Here is a 26,180-nt window from a genome sequence, read left to right as displayed (position 1 = left end):
GGAGGGAGTGTGGGTGGCCGCCGTCTCAGGGAGAGGCGGGAAGAAGTTCCGGCGCCGCCAGCACCGGCGGGTCGATGCGGCGGATGCCGCCCTGTTCGACCTGGAGCTGGACGTCGGCGGCGTCGAAATAGGCGTCGTCGTGGGTGACGGCGATCACGGTGATGCCGCGCGCCTTCACCCAGGGCAGGATCTCGCGGTAGAACTTGCGGCGGAAATAGGGGGACTGGTCGGCCGCCCACTCGTCCAGCACCAGAACCGGCTTGCGCTCCAGCAGGGCGGCGATCAGCGCGAGGCGCTTCTTCTGGCCCTGCGACAGCTCCACCGTGGTGAAGGCGCGGCCGTCGAGCGCCACCTTGTCGGACATCTCCAGCAGGTCGAGCAGCTCCTCGGCGAAGCCGTCCTCGGTCGACAGGGCGCCGTAGAGCTGGCGGGTGACGTGGCTGTCGGAGAAGACGACGGCGAACAGGTCGCGGTAGGCGGCCAGCGCGTCGGGTCCGACCGGCGCGCCGTCGACCGCCAGCAGGCCGCGCTGGATCGGGTAGAGGCCGAGCAGCATGTGGATCAGCGTGCTCTTGCCGGCGCCGTTGTGGCCGGTGACGAAGACGATGTCGCCGCGCTCCACCGTCAGATCGACCGGACCGACGGTGAAGGAGCCGACCCCGTCGCGACCGGCGTGGCGGAACACCGCGCCGTCGAGCGCCAGGGTGGAGAAGCCGGTGAAATCGGCCGCCGGTGCCGCCTTCTGCGGACCCTTCGCCGGGGGCGGCGCCTTCAGCTCCGCCTCCACCGCCAGGTAGGAGCGGGCGGCGGTCTCGGCCGCGAGGTAGGAGGGGTAGGAGGCGACGATGGTGATGACCGGGTAGGCGATGAAGGCGGCGGCGTGGCCGGACAGCACGACGGTGGCCACGTCGGTGGTGGTGACCGCCGGCAGCAGGAAGATGATCCCGGCCAGCGCCGCGTAGTAGGTCAGCTCGCTGATGGTGAAGTAATGGCTGTATTCGGCGCCGAAGCGGTGGCGCTCCTGTTTCAGGGCGTTGGCGCAGGCGGTGGCGTCGGACAGCGCGTTGGCGGCGCGGCGGCGGTTCAGCTTGCACTCGCGCAGGGTTTGCAGGATGTGCTCCGACCGCTCGGTCAGCGCGCCCTCGGCCTCGTGGATCGTCTCGGACAGCAGCTCCAGCCGGATGACCGAGCGGCCGATCAGCACGCCGCCGAGCACCAGGAAGCCCAGCACGATGAGCACCGCCGCCCCCGACAGCGAGGCGAGGTAGAGCAGGCACAGCACGATCGCCGCGACCGACTGGAAGCTGATGACCAGCGTCGGCACCGCCTGCGCCAGCAGTTGCAGCTCCGGCCCCGCCACCTGGGCGAGCCGGCTGGAGCCGACCGCCATGGTGTCCGGCAGGTCGGCGGCCAGCGCGCGGCGCAGCAGGTCGACGCGCAGCACGGCCAGCGCCGCCTGGAGCCGCTTGGACGCGGCGTTCATCATCCAGCCCTGCGACATCCGCCACAGGAAGGCCGACAGCAGGAAGACGATCAGCAGCCGTTGCAGCTCGTTGGCGTCGTGCAGGGCCAGCAGCGCGTCGTTCAGCGAGGTCAGCAGGGCGAGGTTGAGCGCGGCCGCCAGCACCGCCAGCAGCATCAGCGGCTGGATGTTGCGGAGAGCGTCGCGTCGCAGGAGGCGCCAGAGGTCCATCGCCGCCTCACTTCGGCTGGATCATGTCGAGCAGGCGGGCCGGCGACATCTTCGACAGGATGGGCGCGGACGCCGCCGTCTTGGTTTCGCCACCGGCCGGCGCGTCCGGCTTGACCGCCGGGGTCGGCGGAACCGCCGCGTGGCTGGACGGGACCGGGCCGGGGGCGGGGTTGGTGGCGCCGGTGTTCAGGCTGGGCATCTGGCCGACCGGCGCCTGTCCGGGCGTCCCGTCGCCGGTCAGCGACGGCAGCTGCGACACCGGCGGCACCGCGACGCTGGTCGGCACGCCGGGAATGGCGGGGGCGTGGACGGTGGACGGTGTGCCGGGGGGGGGGACGCCGGGGGCCGGGGCGGCGGCGAGGCCGGCCGGCGCCGGAAGGGGGTTCTGGCCGTTGGCCGCGTCGAGGATCAGCGGAAGCCCGCCGCTCGCCGCGTTGCCGATCACGACGATCTTGGCGTTGGGCGAGTGCGCCAGCTCCAGCGTCGCCTCGATGCCGCGCCAGCGCAGGTAGTTCTCGGTCAGGTTGGCCTGCACCGTCTCCTGGAAGGCGCGGATGCCCTGGCCCTCGAGCTGCTTGCGCTGGCTCTCGAACAGCTCGCGCTGGAGGCGGAACTGGTATTCCTGCGCCGCCTGGTCCTGCTGGATCTTGCGCTCGATGGAGGCCATGATCGCCTCGGGCAGCGAGACGTTGCGGATCAGGATGTCCTGGATCAGCAGATAGCCGGTCTTGGTCCGCCCGTCGGGCTTCGGCACGTTGTCGGCGCCGATGAGCTGGGCGTACATCACGCGGTCGGCGACCTGCTCGTAGGCCTCGGTCTGCACGCGCAGGCGGCGGTGGGCGTACAGCTCGTCCGCCTTGAAGCGCGACACGATCTCGCGCGAGACCGAGCCGACCTCCGGCACCAGCAGCACCTCCAGGTAACGGTTGCCGACATGCTTGTGCAGGGCGGCCAGCGTCTCCGCGTAGGGGCGGTAGCGCACCGTGATCTCGATGCTGACGTTCAGGCCGTCGTTGGCGATGGCCGAATAGGAGCGGGTGTCCTCCTGGAGGCGCAGGTCGTAGATCTCGATCTTGTCCCACGGGAAGATGACGTGCACGCCCTCGGGCAGGGCCGGGCCCATCTGGGTGCCCTCGTGGAAGCGCTTCCACAGCACGCCGCCGTGGCCGGCGGGGATGAAGACGACGATCGACGGGGCGAAGTAGAGGAAGATCAGGATCCCGACCAGCAGCGTGCAGAGCAGGGACCGGCGGTGCTCCTCGTACCAGAAGGCCAGCTGCGCGCGCAGGCGCGACTTCGGCTTCGGCAGCGCGTCGACGTCGTCGGTGGCGAAGGCGGCCTGGTCAGCCATATCACGCGGTCTCCTGAAGGCAATCCAATGGGGCGCGGGGTGCCGCGGTCGTCGCGGCCGGCACGCTCATCCGCCCGTTGGCCATGCGGATGGTGACGTCGCACACCGACGAGACGTCGCCGTCGTGCGACACGAAGATCACGGTGCGGCCCAGCGACTGGAGCTTGCCGATGATCTCGTTGGTGAAGCGGGTGCGGAACTCGGCGTCCTGGTCGGACGTCCATTCGTCGAGGATGATGACCGGCCGCCCCTCCGCCACCGCGACGGCGAGCGCCAGACGGCGGCGCTGGCCCTTGGACAGCTCGCGGTTCAGCAACCCCTCGCCGTTCTCCGGCACCAGATGGGCGATCTTCAGATAGTCGAGCATCTCGCGGAACAGCTCGGCGTCGAAGCCGGGGCCCTGCGGCAGCCGGGTGAAGATGTGGTGGTCCTGGAACACGGCGCAGAACAGGTCGCGGTAGGATTCCAGCCGGTCGGTCTCCACCGGCTGCCCGTCGAGCAGCACCTGCCCCTCGTCGGGGCGGAACAGCAGCGGGATGACGCGCAGCAGGGTGGACTTGCCCGACCCGTTGGAGCCGACGATGCCGACGACGCTGCCGGCCGCGATGGTCAGGTCGACCGGGCCGATCTCGAAGGGCTCGGGCCGCAGCCCGGCGCGGTAGGCGAAGCGGATGCCGCGCAGCTCGATGGCCGTGAAGCGGCGCGGCGCGCGGGCCAGCCGCGACGGCGCGTATTCCGCCGCCGGCATGGTGGCGAGCAGGGCGGTGAGCTGGCTCGCCGCGTCCTCCGCCGCCACATAGTCGGGCACGGCGTTGAGGAACTTCGACAGCGGGCGGGCCAGGAACAGGATGACCGAGGTCACCAGCGGCAGCTCGGCCACCGACATCGCGCCCATGCGCGGGAAGATGAAGACGAAGACCGCCGAGAAGCCGATGATGATGGTGGCGATCCACGAGAACAGGTCGCCCAGGTTGCGGCCGTGGCGGCGCTTCAGCTCTTCCCACTGGGCGATGTCGGCCTCGACCGCCTGGCCCAGCTCGTCGCGGCGCGCCTTGCCCAGCTTGATCTCGGCGTTGCCGCCGACCAGTTCGGAGAAGCCCTGGAGCATCCGGATCTCGGACTCCTTGGCCTCGCCCAGCAGCGCGCGGGTCTTCTGCGCCTCGCGGACGTACCAGCCGCCGACGAACACCGCGGCGACCAGCAGCAGCGTGGCGCCGACGGTGGTCAGCGTCCAGAGGTAGAGGTAGGCGACGGCCGCGACCAGCATCATGTTGGAGGCGATCGACAGGTTCGGCAGCAGCGCGGCGATGCGCTCCAGATGGTAGTTGCCGAGGTCGAAGGAGCGCTTGGCCTGGAGATCCAGGATGTCGGCGTGGCCGCCCAGCGTGACGTGGTGCAGGAAGCGGCGGCGCACCTCGGCCAGCGCGCTGAAGGCGGTGGTCAGCAGCAGCGAGACGAAGCGCTTGCTGAAGGCGTAGGCGACCAGCAGCGACAGGCAGAAGACGAGGAAGGGGGTGTCCAGCACCTCGCCGCGCAGCCAGCCGCTCAGCTCGGCGCTGAGGCTCATCAGGCTGATCAGGTTGGCGACGGCGGCGGTGCAGCCGGTCAGCACCAGCCGGGTCAGGATCGGCCGGTCGGCCAGCCCGATCAGCGGCAGCAGGGCCGAGGCCGGCTTGCTGGGCGGAAGCTTGCGTGCGCCCGCTTGGGTCGTGCTCATCGCGTCCTCACTCCGCCAGCCAGGAGTCGACGATGCGGGCGATGGTGCCGTCGTCGCGCAGCTTGACGAAGGCGGCCTGGAGCTTCTCGGCCTTCTCCTTGCGCGCCTTGGGCAGCGCGATGTAGCGGGGGATCAGGCCGAGCGGCTTCGACAGGACGCGCACGTCGCGCAGCCGCCCGTCCTGCTTGGCCATGAAGTTCAGCACATGCAGGTCGCCGACGATCACGTCGACCCGGCCCAGCATCAGCCGGCGGAAATTGACGACGTTGCTGCTCGACGCGACCTTTTCCAGATAGGTCGCGGCGTCGAAGTCGGGCGCGTAGGAGAAGCCGTCGACCACGCCGATGCGGTAGGGCGTCAGATCCTCCAGCCGGTCGAAGGTGATGCTGGAGTCCTTGCGCACCATGAAGACGGTGGTGCCGGTGCGGAAGGGGCCGATCATGTTGTACTGGGCGAAGCGGGCCGGCGAGGCGATGAACTGGAAGCCGACGTCGGCGGTGTTCTCGTCCATCGAGCGGACGACCTCGCTCCAGGACAGCGGCCGGTACACCGGGGTGATGCCCAGCTCCTTCACCAGGGCGGCGACGATCTCGGTGTCGATGCCGGTGCGCTTGCCGTTGAAGGAGTAGTTGTAGGGCGGGAAATGGTCCTCGGACGCGATGGTCCAGTATTCGGCGCGCGCCGGAGCCGCCGCCAGGGCCGCCGCCGCGAAAAGCGCCAGCAGGAGCGCCGCCAGCAGACGTGTCGTCGTCATGGCCATGCCCGCCATCTCCGTCACGCCTCCGCCGGCTTCTTGCGGCGGCCGGTCAGGAGGATCATGACAAGGAGGGCGCCGGGCGGGGTCAGCACCACCGCCAGGAAGCCGTAGAGCAGGAAACCGCCGCGGCGGCCGATCCCCAGAAACCCGACCAGCAGGCAGAGACCGATGTAGATCAGCTCGAACACGGTGATGCTTCCCTTGTTGCCCGGCGTCCCGCCTTGGGGTCGGCGCCGGCTGCGCCGGCCCCGATCAGCGTCGGATCAGCCGGCCTTGCGGGCGGCGTCGCCATCCATCTGCGGCGCCTCGACCGGGGCGTCGGCGGCCTCGGCGTTGGTCTTGGCAGCCTCGAATTCCTTGCGGAAATGCTCGCGCATCGTCTCGATATCGAGGTCCAGCAGCGTGCCGCCGGTCTCGAAATGCTGGGCGAACACGCGGCCGAGCGCCTGGGTCGCGGCCAGCGACAGGGCCGGCATCACCGCCACGCCGAGCGCCGTGCCGATGAACGGGACGGCCTTGACGGCCGAGCCGAGGACGCTGGAGCTGAGGGCCCCCGGCATCACGCCGCCGAGCAGGGCGCTGACGATGGCGCGCGTGCGCTCCTGGGCGAACTCGACCTCGTACAGCTTGGCCAGCTTGTGGATCAGGTTGAGCTGCGCCGCGCTGACGGCGGCGACGTCGGCGCCGGGCACGGGGATGAGGCCGAACGCGCCGGAGGCGTAGCTGTGGTACTTGATCAGGTCCTGGGCGCGTTTCTTGCGGTCTACCATGATCCGAAACCTTTCAGGGGAACGGTGGGTTGTGTCATGCCGGTGGAAGTCAAAGCTCGAAGCACACCTTTCGGAATGCCCTGGCCGGGAGCGTGGGGCGTTCCAGGCGAAGCAGAGCGCCAAATGTCAATTTTCTGTCGACTGATTGGCAAAGGAATGACGTCTGCCGCGCGCTGGCGGCCTCAATATTCGTTGCATTCTGGATTGCCGTAGGCCGGGCGTATCAATTCCGCCGACGCTCTCAAAACAGTATCATTGTGATACGTTTCGATCGCTTAACAACAGATTAAATTCCTCTCAGGGTTAACGCAACCTCTTGTGACCGTTGTTGTTTGTTGTGACGAATTGTAACGCTTAAATATATTTTCCTTCCGTCTAAGAAAATTTCCCGACTTTTACTGGGGGAAACGGATCGGCAGATCGGGAAGGCGCAGCGGGGCGTTTCCGCGCGTGCCGGCCCGCACCGAGGCGGCCATGAACAGCACGGTGTCGCGCGCCGGCTCGCCGCCGATGGTCTGGGTGGGCAGGGCGATGCGCAGGACACCGCCGGATCCGGAGGCGCCTGCGGCGCCGCCCTCTCCGCCGGAAGCCCCGCGCCCCTTCACCAGGCGCAGCAGGGCCCAGGGGCCGCGCTCCACCATGGTCACGGTGTCGCCGGCCGCCGCCTCGGCCGCGCTGGCCGCCGCGCTCCTCGGACGGTAGGGCGAGCCGGCGGCCCAGCGGAAGCTCAGCATCAGCGGCTGTCCGACCTTCCAGAGCAGCGGCTCGGCGCCGGTGCCGGCCCCGACCGAGCTGGTGCCGGAGCGGGCCGACCAGTCGATGATGTGCTCGGCCCCGACCTCGCGCGCCCGGTTGACGCCGTAGGTGAGGTCGACGGTCATCACCGCCGAGCGGGCGACCGCCTCCATCAGCGGCCGTGCCGCTTCCATCCGTTCCAGGAAGGCGGCGAGTTCGGGGGAGGCGCCGCGCGTGACGGCGGCCCGGTTCTCGTCGAGCGTCTGGTAGAAGCGGCGGACGTCCTGCGGATCCGCGTCCGGCGCGCTGCGCGCCAGATCCGGGCGCACGAAGGGGAAGCGGCCGGCCAACGTCTGCGAGAAGCTCGCCGCCAGCTTCGCCACGGCGGCGGAGTTGTCCGGAACGGGCGGCGGCGGAGCGAGGAACTCCGGAGCCGGGGCCGGCGTCGGCGGGGGAAGCGCTGCCGCGACCGTCACCGCCGGCTCGACTGGCGACGGCACGGGGGGCGTGGCTTCCACCACGGGCGCGGGCCGGGAAGGCTCCGGCTTGGCCGGTTCGGGTTTGGCGGCCTCGGGTTTGGCGCCCACCGTACGGGCCGGTTCGGGCTTGGCTCCGCCCGTCTCGGGCGGCGGGGGTTGGGTCGCTGGGGCCGCTGGGGCGGGCGGGGCGGGCGGGAGGGTGGCGGCCATCCGCTCCGGCAGCGCGTCGATCCCCGGCGCCAGCGTCGGCGTGCCGCCGTCGTCCAGTGCCAGCAGGATGCGGCCGACCGTCGGGGCCTCCAGGGCGAGCGCCTCGGCGCGCGCGGCGGTGGCGGCGGCGGTCAGCGCCTCGGCGATGCGGGCGGCGGCGTCGCGGCCCGGCAGTTCGGCCACCGAAGCCTTTTCCAGCGCCAGCTTGATGCTGTCCGGCAGGCCGTGCGCCGGAGTCCGCAACGCCGCCGCGATCGGCCAGCCCGCCGCTTCGGTCACCGCGTCGACAAGGCGGCGAAGCTCCAGCACGTCGTCGCCCGACGGGGTTTCGGGCGGGTTGGCGAGGCGCTCGGCCAGGGCCTTGGCCCGCGCCAGCAGGGGGTTGCGGGCGTAGAGATCCTCGGCCAGCGGGGTGGCGAGCTGGACGGATTCCGCGCGCACCGCCGCCGCGATGGTCCGGGCGTCGAGGTTCGGCAGGTCGGCGCCGGCGGCGATGCGGGTGATGAATCCGTCGGTCGCCTTGACCGGCGGCTTGACGACGCCGTCGAACACGCTGGCCGACAGGAGGTACAGCTCGTCGGCCCCGCTCGACTGGCGGAAGCGCTGGTAGCGTTCCAGCGCGTCGCGCCGGCCGGCGACGCGGTCGAGCTGGCCGACGAGCCGGCGGAAGCTCGGCAGATCCTCGGGCCGGCGCGGGTTGGCCGCCGGCGGCAAATCGGCCAGCGTGCCGCTGGGCAGCAGCGCGTCGCGGATCGGGCGCAGCACGGCGCGGCGCACCGTGACCGAGGCGAGGCGACGCTTGTCCTCGTCGAAACCGCCGATCAGCGAGGTCGGCAGCAGCGGCGTGGCGAGGCGGTCGCGCTCCATCAGCCCGGTGGCGGCGATCACCTGGGACACCATCTCCCCGTTCACGCCGTCGCGCGACAGCAGCGCCCGGCGCAGGTCGCCGACGCCCGAGGCGACCGCCGGTACGCCGGCCGACACGCCGGCCGCGCCCTGCCACGCCACGACCGACAGGCCGACGACCGAGGCCGCCAGCGCGCCCTGCGCCTGTCGGCGCCGCGTCCGGGCGCGGCGGTAGGCGGCGTCGGTCGGGCGGCCGTAGCCGGCCTCGGCGAAGGCGCGTCCGGGCAGCAGGTCGCGGGCGAAGACCGGGCGGCGCCCGCCGACCGGCGGCGTGTGCGCGCCGGTCAGGGCGATGCCGCGCAGCGGGAAGGGCTCGTCCTCCTCATCGCCACCCAGCGCGCCGTCGAGGAAGAGGGCCAACGGGTGGCGCAGCGCCTCCAGACTTGCCGGCAGAAGGGGCAGGCGTGGCGCGGCGGTGCCGGCGGCCAGCGCGTCGGCCTCCAGCAGGCTCAGGTCGCCGCGCAGGGCATCGAACGCCTCGTCGACCGTGCGCGGGTCGAAGGGCAGGGTCCAGTCCCGCGGGTTGGTCCAGCCGAGCACGCTGTCCAGCATGACGGCGGGCACGGCGGCGCACAGCTCGGCGAAGCCCTCCAGCGCCTCGGCGCGGACCACCACCACATGCACCGGGCAGACGATGCCGAGCTGATCGCGCAGCGTGCGCAGGCGGGCGCGCAGGGCGGCGCCCCGCTTGGCCAGCGCGCTGCGCGGCCCCTCGCGCTCGGCGGCGGCGCGCAGCTCGTCGGCGCCGACCATCAGCAGGACGCCGTCGAGCGGCCGGCGCATCGGCCGGGCGCGCATCGCCTTGACCAGCGTCGGCCAGGAGTCGCCCAGCCGCGACCCGTCGGCGGAATCGGCGCCGGCGTGCAGGATCGCGGCACCTTCGCAGAACCACCAGCAGCCGGTTTCGCCGTTGCCCTCTTCCGGCCAGCGGACGTGGGTCGGGTCGGTGGCGAGCAGCGCCGGCCCGCCGACGCCGAAGGCGAGGAACCACGGGATGTCGCCGCGCTTGAGCGGGCCGCGCATCTGCCGGGTCAGGATGTCCAGCCCCTCGTTGTAGACGCGGGCGAGCGGCGGCGCGCTGGCCGTCGCGCGCGACGGCGGCGGCGCCTCGGCGCGGACGCGCAGGGGGGCCGGCGGCCGGGCCTTGCGTTGCGGCGCCTTCCTGCGGGCCGCCGGGGCCTTCTTGCGGCGGAAGCGGGCCAGCCGGGGCCAGACCGCGCGGCCGGCGCGGTAGAGGATGTAGAGCGGCAGCGCCGCCAGCGCGTAGGGCAGCAGGGGAAGGAGGTAGGAGACGTAGGAGAAGACGGCGGCGATCGCCGACCCGATGGTGGAGAGCACCAGCTCCAGCGTGAGGATCAATAGGACCATGACAGACCCATGTCCTCCACCGCGGCGCGGGCGCCGCGCAGGTCGCGTTGAATGGTGTCGACCATCCCGGCCCACAGCAGATGGGAGACCAGCAGGAACAGCGCCACGCTGCCGCCCACCGCCCACCACCAGCGTTTCGCCTCCGGCCGGGCGTAGCCGGGGACGGCGCCCTCGGCGGGCTCGAGGGCGCGCGGGCTGGCGAGACGGGTTTCCGCCCGCTCGCCGGCGACGATGCGGTGGAGCGAGGGGCGCCGCGCCGACGCCTCGGCGTCCTCGGGGAAGCCCAGGGACAGCGCGGCGAGATAGACGGCGGCGAGGTCGCGGTCGGCCTTGGCGCCCTGGCGGATCAGGTCGTCGGCCTGGACCAGCAGCGTCTGCATCGTCGCGTTGGCGCCGAACAGCCGGGCGGCGACCACGGCGTCGGCCGGCTTCACGCCGCCCAGCGCGCGGTCGGCCAGCATCGCCATGGCGAAGACGGCTTTCACCACCGTGCCGTGGGCGGCGGGACCCCGCGAGACCGCCGCCTCGCCCATGCCGTGCAGGGTCGCGACGAGGCGGTCGGCCACCGTCCCGTTCGGCCCAACGCCCGGCCCGGCCGCGACCTGCGGCTCGGCGCAGGCCGCGAGCAGGTCGGTGTGGAAGGCGCGGAACAGAGCCATGGTTCCGGGGGTGGCGTCCTTGCGGACGGGGGAAAGGACCGGGGCGGAGCCGGCGTTCATTGGGGCGCTCCCCCCGCGGCGAGCGGGCCGGCGGTGAAGCCGTCGCGCTGGAGCCGCACGTCGAGCGCGGCGGCTCCCGCCACCGACTGGCGATGCGCGCCCGGCGTGGCGTAGAGCGCGTAGACGATGGTTTCGACCGGAGCGGCGGCGAAGGGCGGCAGGCTGTGCAGCAGCACGCTCTGGCCCGGCACCATCTCCCACGAGGCGATGGCGATCCGGCCGGCGGCCTCGCCGCGCAGCGCCGTCCGGCTGCGGAACCAGGCGGCGGCGTCGAGCCCGTCGAGCCGGCGGGCCAGGGCCGGATCGGCGACCCGCACCACGTCCACCGCGACCGGCCGGCGTCCGTTGGCGTCGGGGTCGGCGGCGATGCGCAGAACCGGGGCGCCCGCCGCCCCGGCGTCGGGGCCGGCCGGCGTGCCGGCGGCGGCGCAGCCGCCGAGAAGCAGCGCGATGGCCATCGCGGCGTGTCTCATCCTCAGCCTCCCGCGCCGGGGGCGGATTCGCCGGCGCAGACATAGCCGGCCGGCGTGTGGCGGTACCAGTTGCCGGCCGCGTCGGCGCAGGGCGCCAGCACGCGGTCGTTGCGCTGGGGCGCCGCCGGGGCCGCCCCGTCGCTGGCCGCCCCGTCGCCGGTCCCGCCGAGCACCGGGCGGTTGGCCAGGGTGAAGCTCTCCCCGTCGTCCTCGACGATCATCACGTAGCGCGCGCGCTTGGACGGGTAGCGGATGCCGAAATCATACTCGCCGTCGGCGACCCGCTCCAGGATGGCGGCGGAACTGGTGGAGCCCAGCTGCGCGCAGCCGGATGCGGCCAGCAGGACCGGCAGCAGCGCGGCGGCGGCGAGCAGCGCGCGGGTGGGGCGGCGGTTCATGGTGATGCTCCTCAGGCCGGGATCGCGGCCGGCTGGCCGGCGGCGGGCTGGGTGGCGGCGATCACGGCGCCGCCGCCCTCCATCAGGTCGGGCGGGGTCGGGTCGATGCCGGCCTCGGCCAGCGCCTGGTAGACCGAGCGCCAGACCAGCTCCGGCACCGCGAAGGTGGCGTCGTGGTCCTTGACCCAGAAGAACAGGTTGTACTTGCACAGCCATTGGCCGTTGACGCCGCGGAACCCGTCGTAGCGGACGAAGGGCAGGCCGCCGGTGGCGCTCGACATCACCTTGTCGGCGGCGCGCAGCGCGTTGGTCAGCAGCCCGCCCATGCGGCCGGGGTCGTGGCTGGCGTCGGCGAAATACTCCAGCTTCATCGCCACCCGCTCGACCGAGCTGAAGTTGATCACCGTCGCCTCCGACACCTTGGCGTTGGGCATGGCGACGATGTAGCCGGCGACGTTGCGCACCCGCACCGTCCGCCACGTCATGTCCACCACCACGCCGCGCACGAGGTCGGTGATCTGGATGGTGTCGCCGATCTGGAACGGCCGCTCGATGTTCAGGATGATGCCGGAGAAGACGTTGGCGATGTTGGCCTGGATCGCGAGGCCGATGACCATGCCGACGATGCCGGACGCCGCCAGCAGGCTGGTGATCGGCTGCTTCAGCACGAAGGCGATGATGCCGCAGCCGGCGAAGCCGAAGATCACCAGCGTGGAGAAGCGGCGGACGATGCCGGGGATCTTGCGCTGGGTGCGGATCTCCAGCGGCGTCCAGACGAAGCGTTCCAGCGTGCGGTCGAGCAGGATGGCCGGCACGATCCACCACAGCACCTCGAACCCGTTCACCACCATGGCGATGCCGCTGGCCGGCAGCGCCGCCACCGCCTGCTCCAGCGCGATGTTGCCGACCGCCATCAGCAGCAGCGGCCAGGACAGGATGCGCATGAACAGCGTCTGGATCTTCCAGAACTGGCCGTGGTCGCGGCGGTCCATCACGGCGGCGAAGACCGCCAGCACCAGGCTGAAGATGGCGATGTAGACGAAGAAGTCGCGGTGGATGAAGTCGCGCGCCGCCGGGGCGTCGGGCGTCACCACCACGCCGAAATCGACGCGCGAGAAGTCGGGCTGCGGCCGGCCGAAGCCGACATAGTTGGGGTCGCCCTCGCTGCCCACCGTGGTGACGTCCTGGGCGATCCAGGCCCGCGACAGCCGCCAGCCGGGCGACGGCGCCAGCACCCGCTTGGCGCGGAGCTGGTCGAGCAGGGTGGATCCTTCGCTCTCCCCCTCCAGCGCGCGGTGCAGGCGGTCGGACAGGCTGGCCTCGGCGACCGACGCGGTCTCCGCCGCCGCCATCGCCTTCAGCTTCTCGACGAAGTCGTTGGTGTCGACCAGCGACATGCCGAGCACGTCGGTGACGAACATCACGTTGTTGCGGTTCTGCGTCCGGTGGCGGAAGCTGACGCCGACCGCGTGGCTGCCGTAGGGCGGCCGCTGGTCGGAGAAGTCGAGCGCGAAGCGGCCCTCGATCTTGTAGGCGACGTAGGTGGTGACCTCGCCCTTCTCCTCGCGGTAGGGCTTGCCCAGCTCGATGGGCTTGACCGCGTTGGTGAACACGACGTCGGCCGGGTTGAAGGCGCCGCGATAACGGAACCAGACCGTCAGGTTGAGCGTCGCCTCGTTCCTGTCCGGGCTGAGGTCGCGCACCTCGTGGAGTTGGACGCCGGTGTAGATGACGTCCGTCTTGTACATGAAGCGGTCGTTGACGTAGAGCGCCCGGCCGCGCGTGACCTCCTCCAGGAAGTTGGAGACCCCGGCCTCGCGGATCGGCTGGAGCTGGGTCAGCGCCGCCACCGGGTTCAGGCCGTTGTAGGTCGCCATCATCACCGGCAGCGTCGCCTGACCCTTGGCGTCGAAGGTCCAGGTGCCGACGCTGCCCTGGAAGGCCGTCTCGCCCCGGTCGTGGTCGGCGATGGCGCGGCGCAGCGCCTCGCCGTCGGGCTTGTCGCTGGCCGGCTTGGCGGTGTCGGGCAGGGTCCTGGCGATGGCGCCGGCGATCAGGTCGACGCCGTCGCCCGCCAGCGCCGCCGCCCAGTCGGGCACCGCGTTGTAGCGCTTGACGTACTGGCCGTAGAAACGCTGCGCCCGCTCGTTGGCGGTGTCGAACAGCACGGGAGAGGAGGTCAGCAGCCCATGGCCGTAGGCCTCCGGCGACAGCGCCTTGGTGTTGGATTGGGCCTGGGCGACGATCTCGGTGCGGAAGGCGGCGGTCGCCATCTCGGACGTGCCGGCGATCAGGTTGCGCACCCCGGCGTCGCGCAGCGCCGCGACGACGCGGGCGCTGTCCACCGCCGAGCCGATGACGACGACGGCGCCGGTCGGCATGCGTTCCTTGACGCCTTGGGCGAGCGCAGGCAGGGCGCCGGCCCCGCCGCGGCCCGGCGCGTAGGTCCACTGGTTGACCAGTTTGGTGCCGAAGCGCTGGAGGATGATGTCGAACTGCCCGGCGAGCGTGGCGGCCTGCTCGCTGTCCTCGCGGACGATGGCGACGGTCGGCTCGCCGACCACGTTGCGGACGTAGTTGGCGAGGAAGCGCGTCTCGTTGCTGCGGTCGAGGTTGATGCTGAACAGCCAGGGGCTGGGAGCGTTGTCGGCCGGACGGACCAGCGGGCGCGGCGCGATCAGCGGGATTTTGCGCTGGGCGTAGATGGCGGTCGCGCTGTCGGCGGCGTCCGGGCTGTGGCCGATGACGGCGATGACCGAGGGGTCGTTGGCGATGCGGCGGGCGATCTCCAGCGACTTGGCCTTGTCGCCCTCGTCGTCGAAGGGCTTGATCGACACCGGCCGGTCGCCGATGCCGCCGGCCGCGTTGATGGCGTCGGCGCGCAGCGCCGCCCCCTTGCGCAAGGCCAGTCCGAGGGCCGCGTCCGGGCCGCTGAGCGGGCCGACGACGGCGATGGCCAGCGGCTCGCGGCTGCGCTCGCCGAGGAATCCGGCGCGCACGACCAGCGACACCAGCACCGTGACGAGCAGCGCCGAGGCCAGGATCAGCGCGAAGCGCGCCTTCTTGGTCAGGTGCGACCAGCTCAGCGGCCGACGGGAGCGGGGCTGGAGCGAGCTCAGCATGGGGTGGGCCTCTTGCGGTCCGGATGGGGGTGGTGGTGAAATTCCCTCTCCCGCCCCGGGAGAGGGAAGGGGCCCATGCGCAGCATGGGAAGGGTGAGGGGCGATCGGGCGTGCGGTTTCAATCCATGTTCGGATCGCCCCTCACCCTCCCCGCCTTCGGCGGGTCCCCTCCCTCTCCCGGGGCGGGAGAGGGCCGGAGCGGCGGTTACCGGGACGGCCATCCTCACCGCTCCTGCATGGCGTTCTGCAGGCCGTTCAGCACGGGCGAGAACACGTAGTCGAGGATCGTCCGCCGCCCGGTCAGGATGCTGCACGTCACCCGCACGCCGGGAAACAGCTCGTAGGTCTTGCCGGCGTAGTCGAAGCGCGTCACCGGCAGCTCGACGCGGACCTTGTAGTAGGACTGCTTGTTGGCATCGAGCAGCGTGTCGGGGCTGATCGTCCGCACATGGCCCTCGATATGGCCGAAGCGCGAGGCGTCGCCGCCGGCCAGCGTCACCACCACCGGCTGGTCGGCGCGGACATAGCCGATGTCCTGCACCGGCAACCGCGCGTCCACCACCAGCTTGCCGTCGCGCGGCACCAGCTCCACCACCGTCTCGCCGGCCTTGACGACGGCGCCCTTGGTCGAGACCGCCAGCGTCTTGACGATGCCGTCCATCGGCGCCCGCATCGTGCTGCGGTCGAGGCTGTCCTGGTAGCGGGTCAGCCGCTGCGACAGCTCGGCGTGGTTGCGCCGCGCCTCGTCGAGCGCGTTGCGGCTCTCTTCCTCATATTTGCGGCCGATCCACACCAGCTTGCCGCGCGATTCGGCGAGCGCCGCCTCGGCCTGGGCCATCGTCGCGCGGTCCTCGGCGATGGAGCCGGTGATGCGGGCGTCGTCGCGCAGCAGCTCCAGATGCTTCATGCGGTTGGTGATCTCGCGCCGCAGCAGCGTCTCGCTGATCTCCAGCTGCTCGCGGATCAGCCCCTGCGCCACCTGCGAGCCGGCGATGCGCGCCTTGACGGCGGCCATCTGCTGCTCGCGCTGGATGGTGTCCTGCCGCTGGATCTCGATGTCGGAGGCCAGCCGGTCGCGCCGCGCGCGGAACAGGTCGCGGGTCTGCGCCACCAGATCCGGCCGCTCGCGGGTCAGCGCGTCGGGGAACGCAATGGACTCGCGGCGGGCGACCTCGGCCTCCAGCCGGGCGATGTCGGCGGCGAGCGAGCCCAGCCGCAGCCGCAGCTCCTCCAGGTCGGCGCGGGTCTTGGTCTGGTCCAGCTCGACCAGCACCTGCCCGGCCTTCACCGAATCGCCTTCCTGCACCAGGATGTCGCGAACGATGCCGCCCTCGAAATGCTGGACCGACTGGTTGTAGGCGAGCGGCACCACGTCGCCGGGGGCGCTGCTGGTGACGTTCAGCTCGGCGATCGAGGCCCAGCCGACGGCGGCGAACAGGGCGGCGGCGGCGACCGCGAACAGCCCGTCGCCGAAGCGGCCCTCCGCCTCGTCGGAAACGGCCGCCGCCGGCAGGGCCGGGGCGGCAACAGGGCCGACGGGCAGCGCCGGGCCGGCGGCGACCGGCTTGCGGGTCAGCATGGGCAACGGCTTCATGACGCCACCATCCCCGCCGCGTCGCGCACCTGTGCTGCGCCCGGCGGCTGGTCGAGGTCGAGCACCAGCGAGGCGCCCTGGAGGATGCGGGGATCGTGCGAGGCGATGACCACCGTGTGGCCGCTGCGCGCCAGCTCGATCAGCGTGCGGTAGACGGTGGCGGTGCCTTCGGAATCCAGACCGTCGGTCGGCTCGTCGAGCAGGACCAGTCGGCCGCCGACCGCCAGCGCGCGGGCCAGCGCCAGCCGGCGGCGGTGGCCGATCGGCAGCTCGTGTCCGAAGTTGCGCAGCGGCGTGTCGAGCCCCTGGGCGCAGTCGGCCACCGTGCGGTCGGCCCCGGCGCGGTGCAGAACGGCGTGCAGCTCCGTCTCCGACAGGCGCGGGTTGGCAAGCAGCAGGTTGTCTCGGATGGTCCGGTTGAGGAAGGTCGGCTCCTGCGGCAGCATCCCGATCTGCTGGCGCCACCAGGAGGGAGCGAATTTGCGGACGTCCACCCCGTCGGCCAGCACGGCGCCCTCCTGCGGGTCGGCGAGCCCGGCGATCAGCCGCAGCAGCGTCGATTTGCCCGAACCGTTGCGCCCCTTCAGCACCAGGATGTTGCCGGCGGGCAGCGACAGGTTCAGCCGGCGCAGCAGCGGCGTGACTCCGCCCGGCGGGGTGTAGGTGAGGTCGCGCAGCTCCAGCGTGCCGGCGTAGCGCGGCAGGCTGGTGCCGGTCGGCGGCTCGACGGCGGTGCGGGCGAACTGCTCCAGCCGGGCCTGGGCCTGCCGGGCCATCGCCCAGGACTCGCCGATCTGCGCCAGCCGGGTGAAGGGGGCGAGCGCGCGGCCGACCAGCAGATTGACGCCGATCAGCGAGCCGACGTCCAGCTCGCCGCGCACCACCAGCACCGCGCCGGTGGCGATCACCGCGACGCCCTGCAACGCCTGGAGGCTCTGCGCCGCCGACTGGGCGCGGCCCTGGCGCATCGACATGCGCTCGCGCAGGGTGCGCAGCGCCTTGGCGGCGCGCTGCCAGTCGCCGAGCAGCGGCTTGGCGCCGCCGAACAGCGCCGCCGCGTCGCGCCCGACCAGCGCCGAGGTGACGAGGCCCTGGGCGTCGGCCCCCGCCTGGGCGAGGTCGCGGCCGACCGCCCGCATGTCGGATTGGGCGAGCAGCCCGGCGCCGATCGACAGCAGGGTGAAGACCACGCAGATCAGCGCCAGCGGCCAGGAGATCAGCGCCACCACCAGCACGAAGCCGAGCGCGAAGGGCAGGTCGAACAGCGTCGCCAGGTTGGCCGAGCCGAAGGCGGCGTCGATCTGGTCGGGTGCGCGCATCGCCTCGCGCCGGGCGGCGTCGCCCTCGGCGGAGCCGGCGCCGCTGCGCGCGGTCAGCAGGATGCCGAAGGCGCCGGTCGCCATCCGTTCATGCTCGGAACGGCCGATGCGGCCGGCGATGCGCAGGCGGACGTGGCGGAACAGATGCTCGAAGGCGATCGACAGCACGACGCCGACGGTCAGCGCCGCCAGCGTCGAATCGACTCCGTGGGTCACGTAGCGGTTGAGCACCAGCATCGTGTAGAAGGAGGAGGCGAGCCCCAGCAGGTTGGCCGCCAGCGACGCCGCGAAGACACGTCCGGTCAGCCGCAGGTTGGAGCGCAGCCGCAGGGCGAGCAGCCCGATGGCGCCGGTCATGGCTGTCTCCCGGTGCCGCGCCGGCGGTTGCCGTTGTTGGCCGGCGGGGGCGGTTCCGGCTTGTCGGGCGCGAAGCCGCCGCGTCCCATCGCCGCCAGCCGCGGCATCGGCTTGGTCTGGATGTCGGCGGCGCTCAGCCGGCCCATCGCCGCCAGCAGCCGGTAGCCGGCCAGCACCAGCTCGGTTTCCGCCGCCGCCGCGTCGCTGCGGGCGTTGATCAGCGTCGTCTCGCCCGACAGGATGTCGATCAGCGAGCGCGTGCCCAGCTCGCGCTCGGCCCGCGCCACGTCGAGGAAGCCGGCGGCGAGGCTCGCCTGGTCGTTCAGCAGTTGCACCTGGGCGCGGGCGCTCTCCAGCCGGTTCCAGCTGTTGCGCACCGTCTCCAGCACCGTGCGCTCCTGGTCGGCCCAGGTGGCGTCGGCGGCGCGCAGGTCGGATTCGGCGAGCCGCACGCTGTTGAGCGCGGTCAGGCCGGTGTTGAAGGAGAAGGTGACCTGGAGCTTGAACAGCAGCTCGTTCTGGATGCCGGGCTGGCCGGCGACGTCGCGCTTGTGGTTGCGCTCGACGAAGCCCTCGATGCGCGGGTAGAGGGTGCGGCCGCGCACCGCCGTCACCGCCTCCTGCGCGGCGGCCGTGGTCAGCGCCAGCTCCTGAAGGCGGGGGTTGTGGCGCCGGGCCTCCTCCACCGCGGCGCCGATGCTCGGCGGCAGGGCGGCGCGGGCCATCGCCAGCGTCTCGGCGCCGTCCAGCCGGAAGGCGACATGGCCGAAATAGGCCTGGAAGCGGCTCAGCGCGTTCTGCATCCCTTCTTCCGCCGCGACACGGCGGGCCTGGGCGCCGGCGAGCTGGCTCTTGGCCTGCAACACGTCGGTGGTGAAGCCGAAGCCTTCCTGGAGCCGCACCTCCTCCAGCCCGGTCTGGCGGCGGATGTTCTCCTCCGACTGGCGGGCGAAGCCGAGAAGCTGGTGGGCGCGGACAAGGCTGGCGTAGGCGGTCAGCCCCTCGACCAGCAGTTCCTGCCGGGTGCGCTCGACCGCGATGTCGGCGCGCACCACCGACACCTGGGAGCGGCGGATGTCGGCGTTGGTGGCGTCGAAGTCCCAGATGAGCTGCGTCGCCCGCACCGAGAGCTGGGCGGCGTTCAGGTCGGTGTTGGGCAGCCCGGCCGGCTTGGTGGTGGTCTCGCGTCCGCCGTTGACCGACAGGCTCAGCGCCGGGTACCAGCCGCCATGGCTGACGCGCAGCGCGTTGCGCGCGGAATCGGCGGCCGCCTCCACCCCCTTCAGGCGGTCGTGGGTTTCCGTCGCCCGAGTGATCAGCGACACGACCTCGTCGCGCGGAGCTGCAACGGAAGGTTGTGACGTGACGGCGAGCAGGGGAAGCGTGACCGCAGCCAGAAGGGAGAGCTTGTGCATGGAGGCCCTGGGTTTCACCGTCGGCTTACGCTCTTGTGGGGTGCCGCGATCGCGACCATAGCCGACGATATAGACCGCCATTTAAGACAAATCGGTGTCTTGATATCTAGGGGAAACCCTTAAAATCGTTAACATTCTCAGGCATTTCCGGACGCATGCACGCCTGATGGGTCGTGAGGCTGCGGGTGGTGTCCATTGGGGTCGTGGGTATCGGCGGCCCACTCCGTCCCGTGGAGGGCCGGGATGTCCACTGCAACCGGAGCGGCACTCGGCAAACCGAGGCCGGAGGAGAGCAGGGCGGCGAAGTCGGTGCCGTCATGGCCGCCGGTGAAAGGTTGCAGCTGGGACTGATTCGGCACCTGCGCCGCAACCTGTGTCTGGGCCACCTGCACCTGGGCCACCTCTGCCGGCTTGACGTTGAAGGCGACGCCGGCCGCCGCGTGGGTGCTGCCGTCGGCCATGGTCACGCTGGTGGTGCCGAGGATGCGGTTGCCGGCCAGCGTCGCGTCGCTGGCGGTGGAGGTGGTGGCGATGGAGCGGATGCCGGCCTCGGCCAGCGTCCGCAACTCGCCGGTCTGGCTCACCCCGTCGGTGTTGTGATCCTGCCAGACCTGGAGCGTGGCGAAGGCGGCGTCCGCCGCGTCCAGCCGGCCGTCATGGTTGTCGTCGAGCGAGGCCAGCGCCTCCAGGCTGCTGTTGAAGCCCTTGCCGAACTGCTCCGACACCAGCTCGCGCGCGTCGTCGATCCGGCCGTTGTGGTTCTCGTCGCGCACCAGCAGGGCGTTGCCGGCCCCGACCCAGCCGGTCTGATCGGCGACGCCGTCGCCGGTCACGTCGAAATGGACGCCGTCGGCCAGCGAGCGCAGGGCCAGCCCGTTGCCGGTCAGGTCGAGCACGATTGGGTCGCTGGCCACGGTGCTCAGCTTGATGTTGTCGACCCGCAGGGTCGGGTTCTGGCTGTTGTCCTGGGTGTCGGCCGCGCCGAAACCCACCGTCACCGGGGTGTTGGCCGGTATGTCCACGGTCATGGTGCCGCTGCCGCTCGCGTCCCTGGTGATCAGGTACACCTTTTCGTTGACGCTGACGAAGGCGAAGTCGTGATAGCCGGGATCCGAAAAGATGAAGGTCCAGTCGAAGCTCAACTTCATCGGCTGGGTCACCGTGAAGGTGCTGGACAGCTTCATCGCGTGGCCGGTGGCCGAGGAGCCGCTGGCCAGCGCGGCGATGGTGCCGGCCCCCGCTCCGAGGAACGACTCCAGGGCCCCCGAGATGAGGCCGCTGGCCGACGTGACCGTTCCTTCGTGCCCGTCGCCGGTCGCGCTGATTGAGGTTCCGGTGATTCCCGAGCCGTTGGCGCTGGAGGTCCAGCCGGTCAGTCCGTTGTCAAAGGAGCCGTTGGCGACCAGGATGCCGGGATGCAGGACGACGCTGTCGGTGGCGGTGGAGAAGGCGCTGCCGTCGCTGGTGTCGACCGCCACCTTGGTGCCGTGGGTTCCCGTCGTCTGGTCCCAGGCGCGGATGGTCAGGGCGGCGTTGACGGTGTATGGAACCTCGGCGTTGTGCTGGAAGTAGAGCCGGTCGTTCGAACCCAGCAGCAGGGCGGAATCGCTGTCGTTGACCGTGCCGACGAGCTGCCAGGTGGCGCCGCCGTCGGTCGAGTACCACCAGTGGCCGTAATTCTCGTTGGCGCCGACCAGGGCGATGCCGGTGAGGGCGTCCGTGTCGCTGTCGGTGACGTTCCCAGGACCGCTGCCGGTCAGCCCGACCAGCTTGGACACGGCGATTCCGACGGTGCCGGCGCCAGGTTCCGCCAGCGCCGTCGCCGCCGCGACGGACAGCGTCAGGTCGGTGTCGGCCAGCACCGGCGAGCTGTTGGGCGGCTTCACGGTGACGGCGACCGAGGCGGTCGCGGTCAGCGGCCCGCCGGCTCCACCGCCGCCCTGGTCGTCCACCAGGATGCCGATGCTGTCGGCGCCGGTGTAGGAGGTGGCCTTGTAGAGCAGCCCGTTGGTCGCCCCCAGCAGGCTGTTGATGACGGCGAGCGTCGCCCGCACCGTCACGCTGCCGGTGCCGTTGCCGGTGATGACGGCGTCGAGCCCGCCGCCGTCGAGCGTCAGCGTGCCGTGCCCGGCGGTCAGCGTGACCAGCAGCGGTGTCGAACCGGCGTCGATGTCGGACACCGACAGGCCGGTCACCGCCACCTCGACGCCCTTGATCGTCGTCAGCGACGCCGTTCCGGCGGTGACGTGCGGCGCGTCGTTGACGGGGGTGACGGTCCCGGCCAGGGCGATGGTGTCGGCGCTGTAGGCGGTGCTGCCGCCGACCCCGGTCGTCAGGTCGAGGTGGCCGCCGGTGGCGACCGTCGCGGCGGACTGCTCGATCAGCCGCAAGGTCAGGGCCGGGGTGGTGCCGTTCCAGTCGGCGGCCGGCACGAAGCGCAGCTTGTCCGCGGCGGCAACGACCAGGGCGGAGCCCTCCGACACCGTGCCGAAGGCGGCCCAGGCGCTGCCGGTCCAATATTGCCAGACGCCCTCCGCCGGCGTGGCGGCGTTGCCGACGATGGCGACCCCGGCGAAGCCGTTGGCGGCCGAGCCGCCGGTCACGGCGTCGGCGGCGTCGGAGAACAGGGCGCCGAACAGGCTGGTGACGGTGGCGCCGGCCGGGTCGGTCGTGTCCTCGGCGATGGTGGGCAGTGTGGCGGTGGCGGCGGTGGCGACCGGGGCGTCGTTGACGGCGGTGACGGCGCCGGTCAGCGCGATGGTCTCGGCGCTGTAGCGGGTGCCGCCGCCGCTGCCGGACAGGGCGGTCCGGCTGCCGCTGGCGATCGCCCCCTGGGAATCGTCGACCAGCCGCAAGGTCAGGGCCGGGGTGGTGCCGTTCCAGTCGGCGGCGGGCAGGAAGCGCAGCTTGGCGTCGGCGGACAGCAGCAGGGCGTTGCCGGCCGACACCGCGCCGACGTCGGCCCAGGCGCTGCCGGTCCAATATTGCCAGAGCCCTTGCGCCGCGCCCGCCGCGTTGCCGACGACCGCGACCCCGGCGAAGCCGTTGGCGGTCGAGCCGCCGGTCACCGTGTCGGCCGGGTCGGAGAACAGCCCGCTGAACAGGGCGGCGACGGTGGCGCCGGCCGGGTTGGCCGTGTCCTCCGCGATGGTCGCCAGTGTGGCCGTGCTGCCGGTTGCCACGGGGGCGTCGTTGACGGCGGTGACGCGGCTGTCGAGCGTGATGGTGGTGGCGCTGTAGGGGGTGGCGCCACCGACGCCGAGGCTTCCCAGGTCGATCCGCGTGCCGCTGGCGGCCGGCGTGGCGGAGCTGTCGATCAGCCGCGCGGTCAGCGAGGGCGGCGTGCCGTTCCAGTCGGCGGCGGGCAGGAAGCGCAGCTTGTCGGCGGCGAGGACGACGAGGGCGTTGCCCTCGCTCACCGCGCCGATGGCGGTCCAGGCGCTGCCGTTCCAATATTGCCAGACGCCCTGCGCCGGGTCGGAGGCGCCGCCGACGATCGCCACGCCGGCCAGCCTGTCGGCCCCGGTTCCGCCGAGCGCGTCCTGCGGGTCGGAGAACAGCGCGCCGAACAGCGACGTCACCGTGGCGCCGGCCGGATCGGCCGTGTCCTCCGCCACCGCCGCCAGCGTGGCGGTGGTGCCGGTGGCGACGGGCGCGTCGTTGACGGGGGTGACGCTGCCGGTCAGCGCGATCGTTTCAGCGCTGTAGCGGGTGGCGCCGCCGGTGCCGCCGTCCAGGCTGACCCGGCCGCCGCTGGCGATCGCCCCCTCGGAATCGTCGACCAGCCGCAGGGTCAGGGCCGGGGTGGTGCCGTTCCAGTCGGCGGCGGGCAGGAAGCGCAGCTTGGCGTCGGCGGACAGCAGCAGGGCGTTGCCGGCCGACACCGCGCCGATGGCGGTCCAGGCCGAGCCGTTCCAGTACTGCCATTCCCCCTGCGCGGCGGTCGATGCGTCGGCGACCACCGCGACACCGGCGAAGCCGTCGCCGGCCGCGCCGAACACCGCGTCGGTCGGGTCGGAGAACAGGGCGGCGAACAGCGACGACACGCTGGCGCCGGCCGGGTTGGCGCTGTCCTCGACGACGGCGTCCAGGGTGGCGGTGAGGCCGGTCGCCACCGGGGCGCCGTTGACCGGCGTCACCTCCAGCGACAATTGCCCGACCTCCGCCGACAGCGGCGAGGTTCCGCCCGTTCCGGTCAGCGCGGCCAGCGTGCCGAACCCGCCGGTCCACTCGTCGTTCACCGCGCGCAGGCCGAGCGCCGGCGCGGTGCCGGAGGCCCCGGCGGCCGGCAGGAAGCGCAGCAGGGCGTTGCCCGGCAGGATCAGCGCCGACGCGTCGCTGACCGTCCCGATCGCCTGCCAGCTGGAGCCGTCGGCGCTGTATTGCCAGACGCCGAGCGCCGAATCCCCGTTTGCCACGACGGCGACGCCGACCACGCTGCTGCCGGCCTCGCCGGGGCGGAACATCGTCTCGATCAGGTGGAAGACGGTGAAGCCGGCCGGCGCCGCCGTTCCCTCGGCCACCGCCAGCGCCTTGGCCAGGGCCGCCGCGTCGAAGCCGGCCGCCAGGATGGGGGATGGCGCGTGATGCGCGCCGGGGACGGCCGGGGTGACGGTTCCGGGCGTCGTCCCGCCGTTGGAGGCCGCGCTCTCGGTCGCCTGCGTCACGCTCTGCACGATCCGCTGCTGGGTCTGGGCGGCGACCGCAAAGGCGTCGGCGGTGACGGCCTTGGTCGCCGGGGCGGTGCTCGCCGGCTGACCGCCGGGTGACGCCGGGGCCGGGGCGGCGCTGTCGCCGGCGGTCGTGGTCTTGGTGCCGCCGTCGGGAGCGGCGAAGCTGAGCGGCTTCATCGCGGGGCCGGCCAAGTCGGCTGATTTCGCGTCGGCGGATTTCACGTCGGCGGATTTGTCCGGCGCCGCCGAATCCCGAGGCGATCCGTTTTCCGAGGAGGTGGCGGCGGCGGCCTTGTCCCCGGCGTCCTTGCCGTCCTTGGCGTCGTCCTTGCCGGCGTCCTTTTCGTTCCCTTTCTCCCCGTCGGCTTTTTCCCCGTCGGCCTTCTCCCCGCTGTCGGCGACCTGCGTGGCGGCTTCGCCCTTCGCGGCGGCCTTTTCGCCCTCGGCGGGCGTCTCGGCGTTGGCGGGGGCGGCGAGGCCGGCCAGCGCCTGGTTCTCGGGCGAGACCGGGACCTCGCTGGCCTGGCTGTTCTGCTGGGCCATGTCGGCGGCCTGACGGGCGGCGGCGAGCGCCTGCCCCGGCGAGCGGCCTTCCGCCAGCGCCCGGCCCAAGGCGTCGCCGAAGGCTCCGCCGCCGCCGACCGCCTGGACCGCCTGCTGCACGTTCTGGCCGCTGGCGAGCGCCGCCACCAACCCGTCGCCCTTCACCCCGCGCGCCGATTCCGCCGCCATCGCGTTGGCCGCCGCCACGTCCTGACGCGCCGCGCCCAGCGCCCCGGCGACCTCCTGGCCGGCGGACAGCGCGGTCCCCAGCGCGTGGCCGAAGCCGCCCGCCGCGTCGAGGCCGGCGGCGGCGGCGAAGGACTTCACCGTTTCCGTCACGTTGCGGCCGGAGGCGAGCGAGGCGACCAGCGCGTCCGCCGGCTTCGGCGCCACGCCCGCGGCGCTTTCCTGCGCCGCCATGTCCGCCTGCGCCCTGGCCGATGCGCCGAGCGCCGCGTCCGGGGCGGTGCCGCGCGCCAGCGCGTCGTTCAGCACGCTGGCGAAGGCGGCGCCCTCGCCGGCGCCGCGCAGGGCGTCGGCGCTCCCGGCGGCCAGGGCGGTCATCAGCCGGTCGCCGCCGGACTGCTCGACCAGGATGGATTGCGTCTGCGCGCCGCCCTGCGCCGCGCGTTCGGTGGCCGCCGCGACGGCGCTCGCCGCGTCCGCGCCGCTCGACAGCGCCCGCTCCAGCGTCTCGGCGAACAGGCCGGCGCCGTCGCCGCCGACCGTCTTGACCGCGTCCGTCACCGCCACGCCGGAAGCCAGCGCGGCGGTCAGCTTTTCGGCGGGCGAGAGGTCCACCGTCGCCGCGGCGGGGCCGGCGGGCGCGGGAGCGTTCAGCGCCTGCGCCAGCGCCGCCATCGGATCCGCCGAGCCGGCCGGGCGGGCGAGCTGGTCCATCACCCCGTCGAACAGCGCGGTGGCGAGGCTGGCGGAGGGCGTGCCGTCCGCCGAGCCTTGCGTGGCCGTGCCCTGAGTGGCCGTACCCTGAGTGGCCGTGCCCTGCGCGACGGCCCGCGCCACGTCCTGCCCCTGGGCCAGGGCGGTGGCCAGCTTCTGCTCGCCGGTCAGGCCGGCGGCGTCCTGCACGGCCTGCGCCATGCGCGCGGCGGTTCCGCCGGTGATCCGGCTGGCCTCGGCGATGGCCGCCTCGGGCGACGCGGCGCTTCCCATCCCGGAGGCGAAGCTCCGCACCCAGCCGTCGGCCAGCCTGCCGGCGTCCGTTCCCGACACCCCTTGACCGGCCAGCGCGGCGGCGAGCTTCTCCTGCACCGCCTTCAACCCGCCGACGTCGCCGCCGAGCAGCATCGACGCGGCTTCGGAGGTCAAATCGTCGGGAAAACTCAGCAGTGGGGCGGAAGCGTCGGCGGTGGTGCGGGCGGTGTCGTGGGTGTCTGGCACGTCGTCCCTTTCGCCGTCGCGGCGGTCACATTCGGCAATGTGGTCACTTTGCCGCAGTCTGTTGAAGAAATCCTGAACATCCTTGTAACGATTTGGAACGGTTCCAGTCCGATCGACGCCCGTGGCCGGAGCCTGGAAATCTGTCATGATCGCCCCACGCACGGTCCGGCAGAGGGAGGA

The 26,180-nt window shown here is 72.3% G+C and carries 15 protein-coding genes; all 15 read right to left on the bottom strand.

What is annotated here, in order from left to right; translation table 11 throughout:
• Positions 1-25 precede the first annotated feature (25 nt).
• The 15 genes from JN22_RS12705 to JN22_RS12635 all read right to left on the bottom strand — a co-directional run bounded on the left by JN22_RS12705 (position 26) and on the right by JN22_RS12635 (position 26,000).
• Positions 26-1,693, bottom strand: coding sequence for an ATP-binding cassette domain-containing protein (locus tag JN22_RS12705; protein WP_085554256.1), 1,668 nt, complete (start codon positions 1,691-1,693; stop codon positions 26-28).
• Positions 1,694-1,700: 7 nt separating this feature from the next.
• Positions 1,701-3,044: a prohibitin family protein gene (locus JN22_RS12700; protein WP_085554255.1), complete on the bottom strand. Its 1,344-nt coding sequence runs from the start codon at positions 3,042-3,044 to the stop codon at positions 1,701-1,703.
• Position 3,045: 1 nt separating this feature from the next.
• On the bottom strand, positions 3,046-4,761 hold the full coding sequence (locus tag JN22_RS12695; RefSeq protein ID WP_085554254.1) for an ATP-binding cassette domain-containing protein: 1,716 nt from the start codon (positions 4,759-4,761) through the stop codon (positions 3,046-3,048).
• Between the two features lie 7 nt (positions 4,762-4,768).
• Complete coding sequence (locus tag JN22_RS12690; RefSeq protein WP_223677698.1) at positions 4,769-5,515, bottom strand: substrate-binding periplasmic protein; 747 nt, start codon at positions 5,513-5,515, stop codon at positions 4,769-4,771.
• A 20-nt stretch (positions 5,516-5,535) separates the two neighbouring features.
• Positions 5,536-5,706, bottom strand: coding sequence for a hypothetical protein (locus tag JN22_RS12685; protein ID WP_179166138.1), 171 nt, complete (start codon positions 5,704-5,706; stop codon positions 5,536-5,538).
• Between the two features lie 75 nt (positions 5,707-5,781).
• Positions 5,782-6,288: a YcjF family protein gene (locus JN22_RS12680; RefSeq protein ID WP_085554252.1), complete on the bottom strand. Its 507-nt coding sequence runs from the start codon at positions 6,286-6,288 to the stop codon at positions 5,782-5,784.
• Positions 6,289-6,683: 395 nt separating this feature from the next.
• Positions 6,684-9,986 carry a type VI secretion system protein gene (locus JN22_RS12675; RefSeq protein ID WP_223677697.1) on the bottom strand — a complete coding sequence of 1,101 codons (3,303 nt, stop codon included), beginning with the start codon at positions 9,984-9,986 and terminating at the stop codon, positions 6,684-6,686.
• Positions 9,974-10,705 carry a hypothetical protein gene (locus JN22_RS12670; RefSeq protein ID WP_085554251.1) on the bottom strand — a complete coding sequence of 244 codons (732 nt, stop codon included), beginning with the start codon at positions 10,703-10,705 and terminating at the stop codon, positions 9,974-9,976. The genes JN22_RS12675 and JN22_RS12670 overlap by 13 nt, the downstream gene beginning before the upstream one ends.
• Positions 10,702-11,178, bottom strand: a complete 477-nt coding sequence (locus tag JN22_RS12665) for a hypothetical protein (protein ID WP_143268276.1) — start codon at positions 11,176-11,178, stop codon at positions 10,702-10,704. The genes JN22_RS12670 and JN22_RS12665 overlap by 4 nt, the downstream gene beginning before the upstream one ends.
• Positions 11,179-11,180: 2 nt before the next feature.
• Positions 11,181-11,576 carry a hypothetical protein gene (locus JN22_RS12660; RefSeq protein WP_085554249.1) on the bottom strand — a complete coding sequence of 132 codons (396 nt, stop codon included), beginning with the start codon at positions 11,574-11,576 and terminating at the stop codon, positions 11,181-11,183.
• 11 nt (positions 11,577-11,587) lie between these two features.
• A complete protein-coding gene (locus tag JN22_RS12655) occupies positions 11,588-14,698 on the bottom strand; it encodes an ABC transporter substrate-binding protein (RefSeq protein WP_085554248.1) in 3,111 nt (1,036 codons plus the stop codon).
• Positions 14,699-14,921: 223 nt separating this feature from the next.
• Positions 14,922-16,292 (bottom strand): HlyD family type I secretion periplasmic adaptor subunit, encoded by a 1,371-nt coding sequence (locus JN22_RS12650; protein WP_085554247.1) that lies wholly within the window; start codon positions 16,290-16,292, stop codon positions 14,922-14,924.
• A complete protein-coding gene (locus tag JN22_RS12645) occupies positions 16,289-17,968 on the bottom strand; it encodes an ATP-binding cassette domain-containing protein (protein WP_085554246.1) in 1,680 nt (559 codons plus the stop codon). The genes JN22_RS12650 and JN22_RS12645 overlap by 4 nt, the downstream gene beginning before the upstream one ends.
• The gene (locus JN22_RS12640; RefSeq protein ID WP_223677696.1) at positions 17,965-19,383 is read right to left on the bottom strand and encodes a TolC family protein; all 1,419 of its coding nucleotides are present in this window, start codon (positions 19,381-19,383) and stop codon (positions 17,965-17,967) included. The genes JN22_RS12645 and JN22_RS12640 overlap by 4 nt, the downstream gene beginning before the upstream one ends.
• Positions 19,384-19,520: 137 nt before the next feature.
• A complete protein-coding gene (locus JN22_RS12635) occupies positions 19,521-26,000 on the bottom strand; it encodes a beta strand repeat-containing protein (RefSeq protein WP_085554245.1) in 6,480 nt (2,159 codons plus the stop codon).
• Positions 26,001-26,180 lie beyond the last annotated feature (180 nt).

This window comes from Azospirillum agricola (assembly GCF_020005195.1).
In the GTDB taxonomy this organism is placed as follows: Bacteria; Pseudomonadota; Alphaproteobacteria; order Azospirillales; family Azospirillaceae; genus Azospirillum; species Azospirillum agricola.
This window is presented reverse-complemented; position numbering and strand designations above follow the sequence as displayed.

Coding starts and splice junctions, on each gene's coding strand:
- JN22_RS12640 (WP_223677696.1), bottom strand. CDS start 19,383: ATGCACAAGCTCTCCCTTCTGGCTGCGGTCACGCTTCCCCTGCTCGCC.
- JN22_RS12690 (WP_223677698.1), bottom strand. CDS start 5,515: ATGACGACGACACGTCTGCTGGCGGCGCTCCTGCTGGCGCTTTTCGCG.
- JN22_RS12695 (WP_085554254.1), bottom strand. CDS start 4,761: ATGAGCACGACCCAAGCGGGCGCACGCAAGCTTCCGCCCAGCAAGCCG.
- JN22_RS12665 (WP_143268276.1), bottom strand. CDS start 11,178: ATGAGACACGCCGCGATGGCCATCGCGCTGCTTCTCGGCGGCTGCGCC.
- JN22_RS12680 (WP_085554252.1), bottom strand. CDS start 6,288: ATGGTAGACCGCAAGAAACGCGCCCAGGACCTGATCAAGTACCACAGC.
- JN22_RS12675 (WP_223677697.1), bottom strand. CDS start 9,986: ATGGTCCTATTGATCCTCACGCTGGAGCTGGTGCTCTCCACCATCGGG.
- JN22_RS12645 (WP_085554246.1), bottom strand. CDS start 17,968: ATGACCGGCGCCATCGGGCTGCTCGCCCTGCGGCTGCGCTCCAACCTG.
- JN22_RS12650 (WP_085554247.1), bottom strand. CDS start 16,292: ATGAAGCCGTTGCCCATGCTGACCCGCAAGCCGGTCGCCGCCGGCCCG.
- JN22_RS12655 (WP_085554248.1), bottom strand. CDS start 14,698: ATGCTGAGCTCGCTCCAGCCCCGCTCCCGTCGGCCGCTGAGCTGGTCG.
- JN22_RS12700 (WP_085554255.1), bottom strand. CDS start 3,044: ATGGCTGACCAGGCCGCCTTCGCCACCGACGACGTCGACGCGCTGCCG.
- JN22_RS12705 (WP_085554256.1), bottom strand. CDS start 1,693: ATGGACCTCTGGCGCCTCCTGCGACGCGACGCTCTCCGCAACATCCAG.
- JN22_RS12660 (WP_085554249.1), bottom strand. CDS start 11,576: ATGAACCGCCGCCCCACCCGCGCGCTGCTCGCCGCCGCCGCGCTGCTG.
- JN22_RS12670 (WP_085554251.1), bottom strand. CDS start 10,705: ATGAACGCCGGCTCCGCCCCGGTCCTTTCCCCCGTCCGCAAGGACGCC.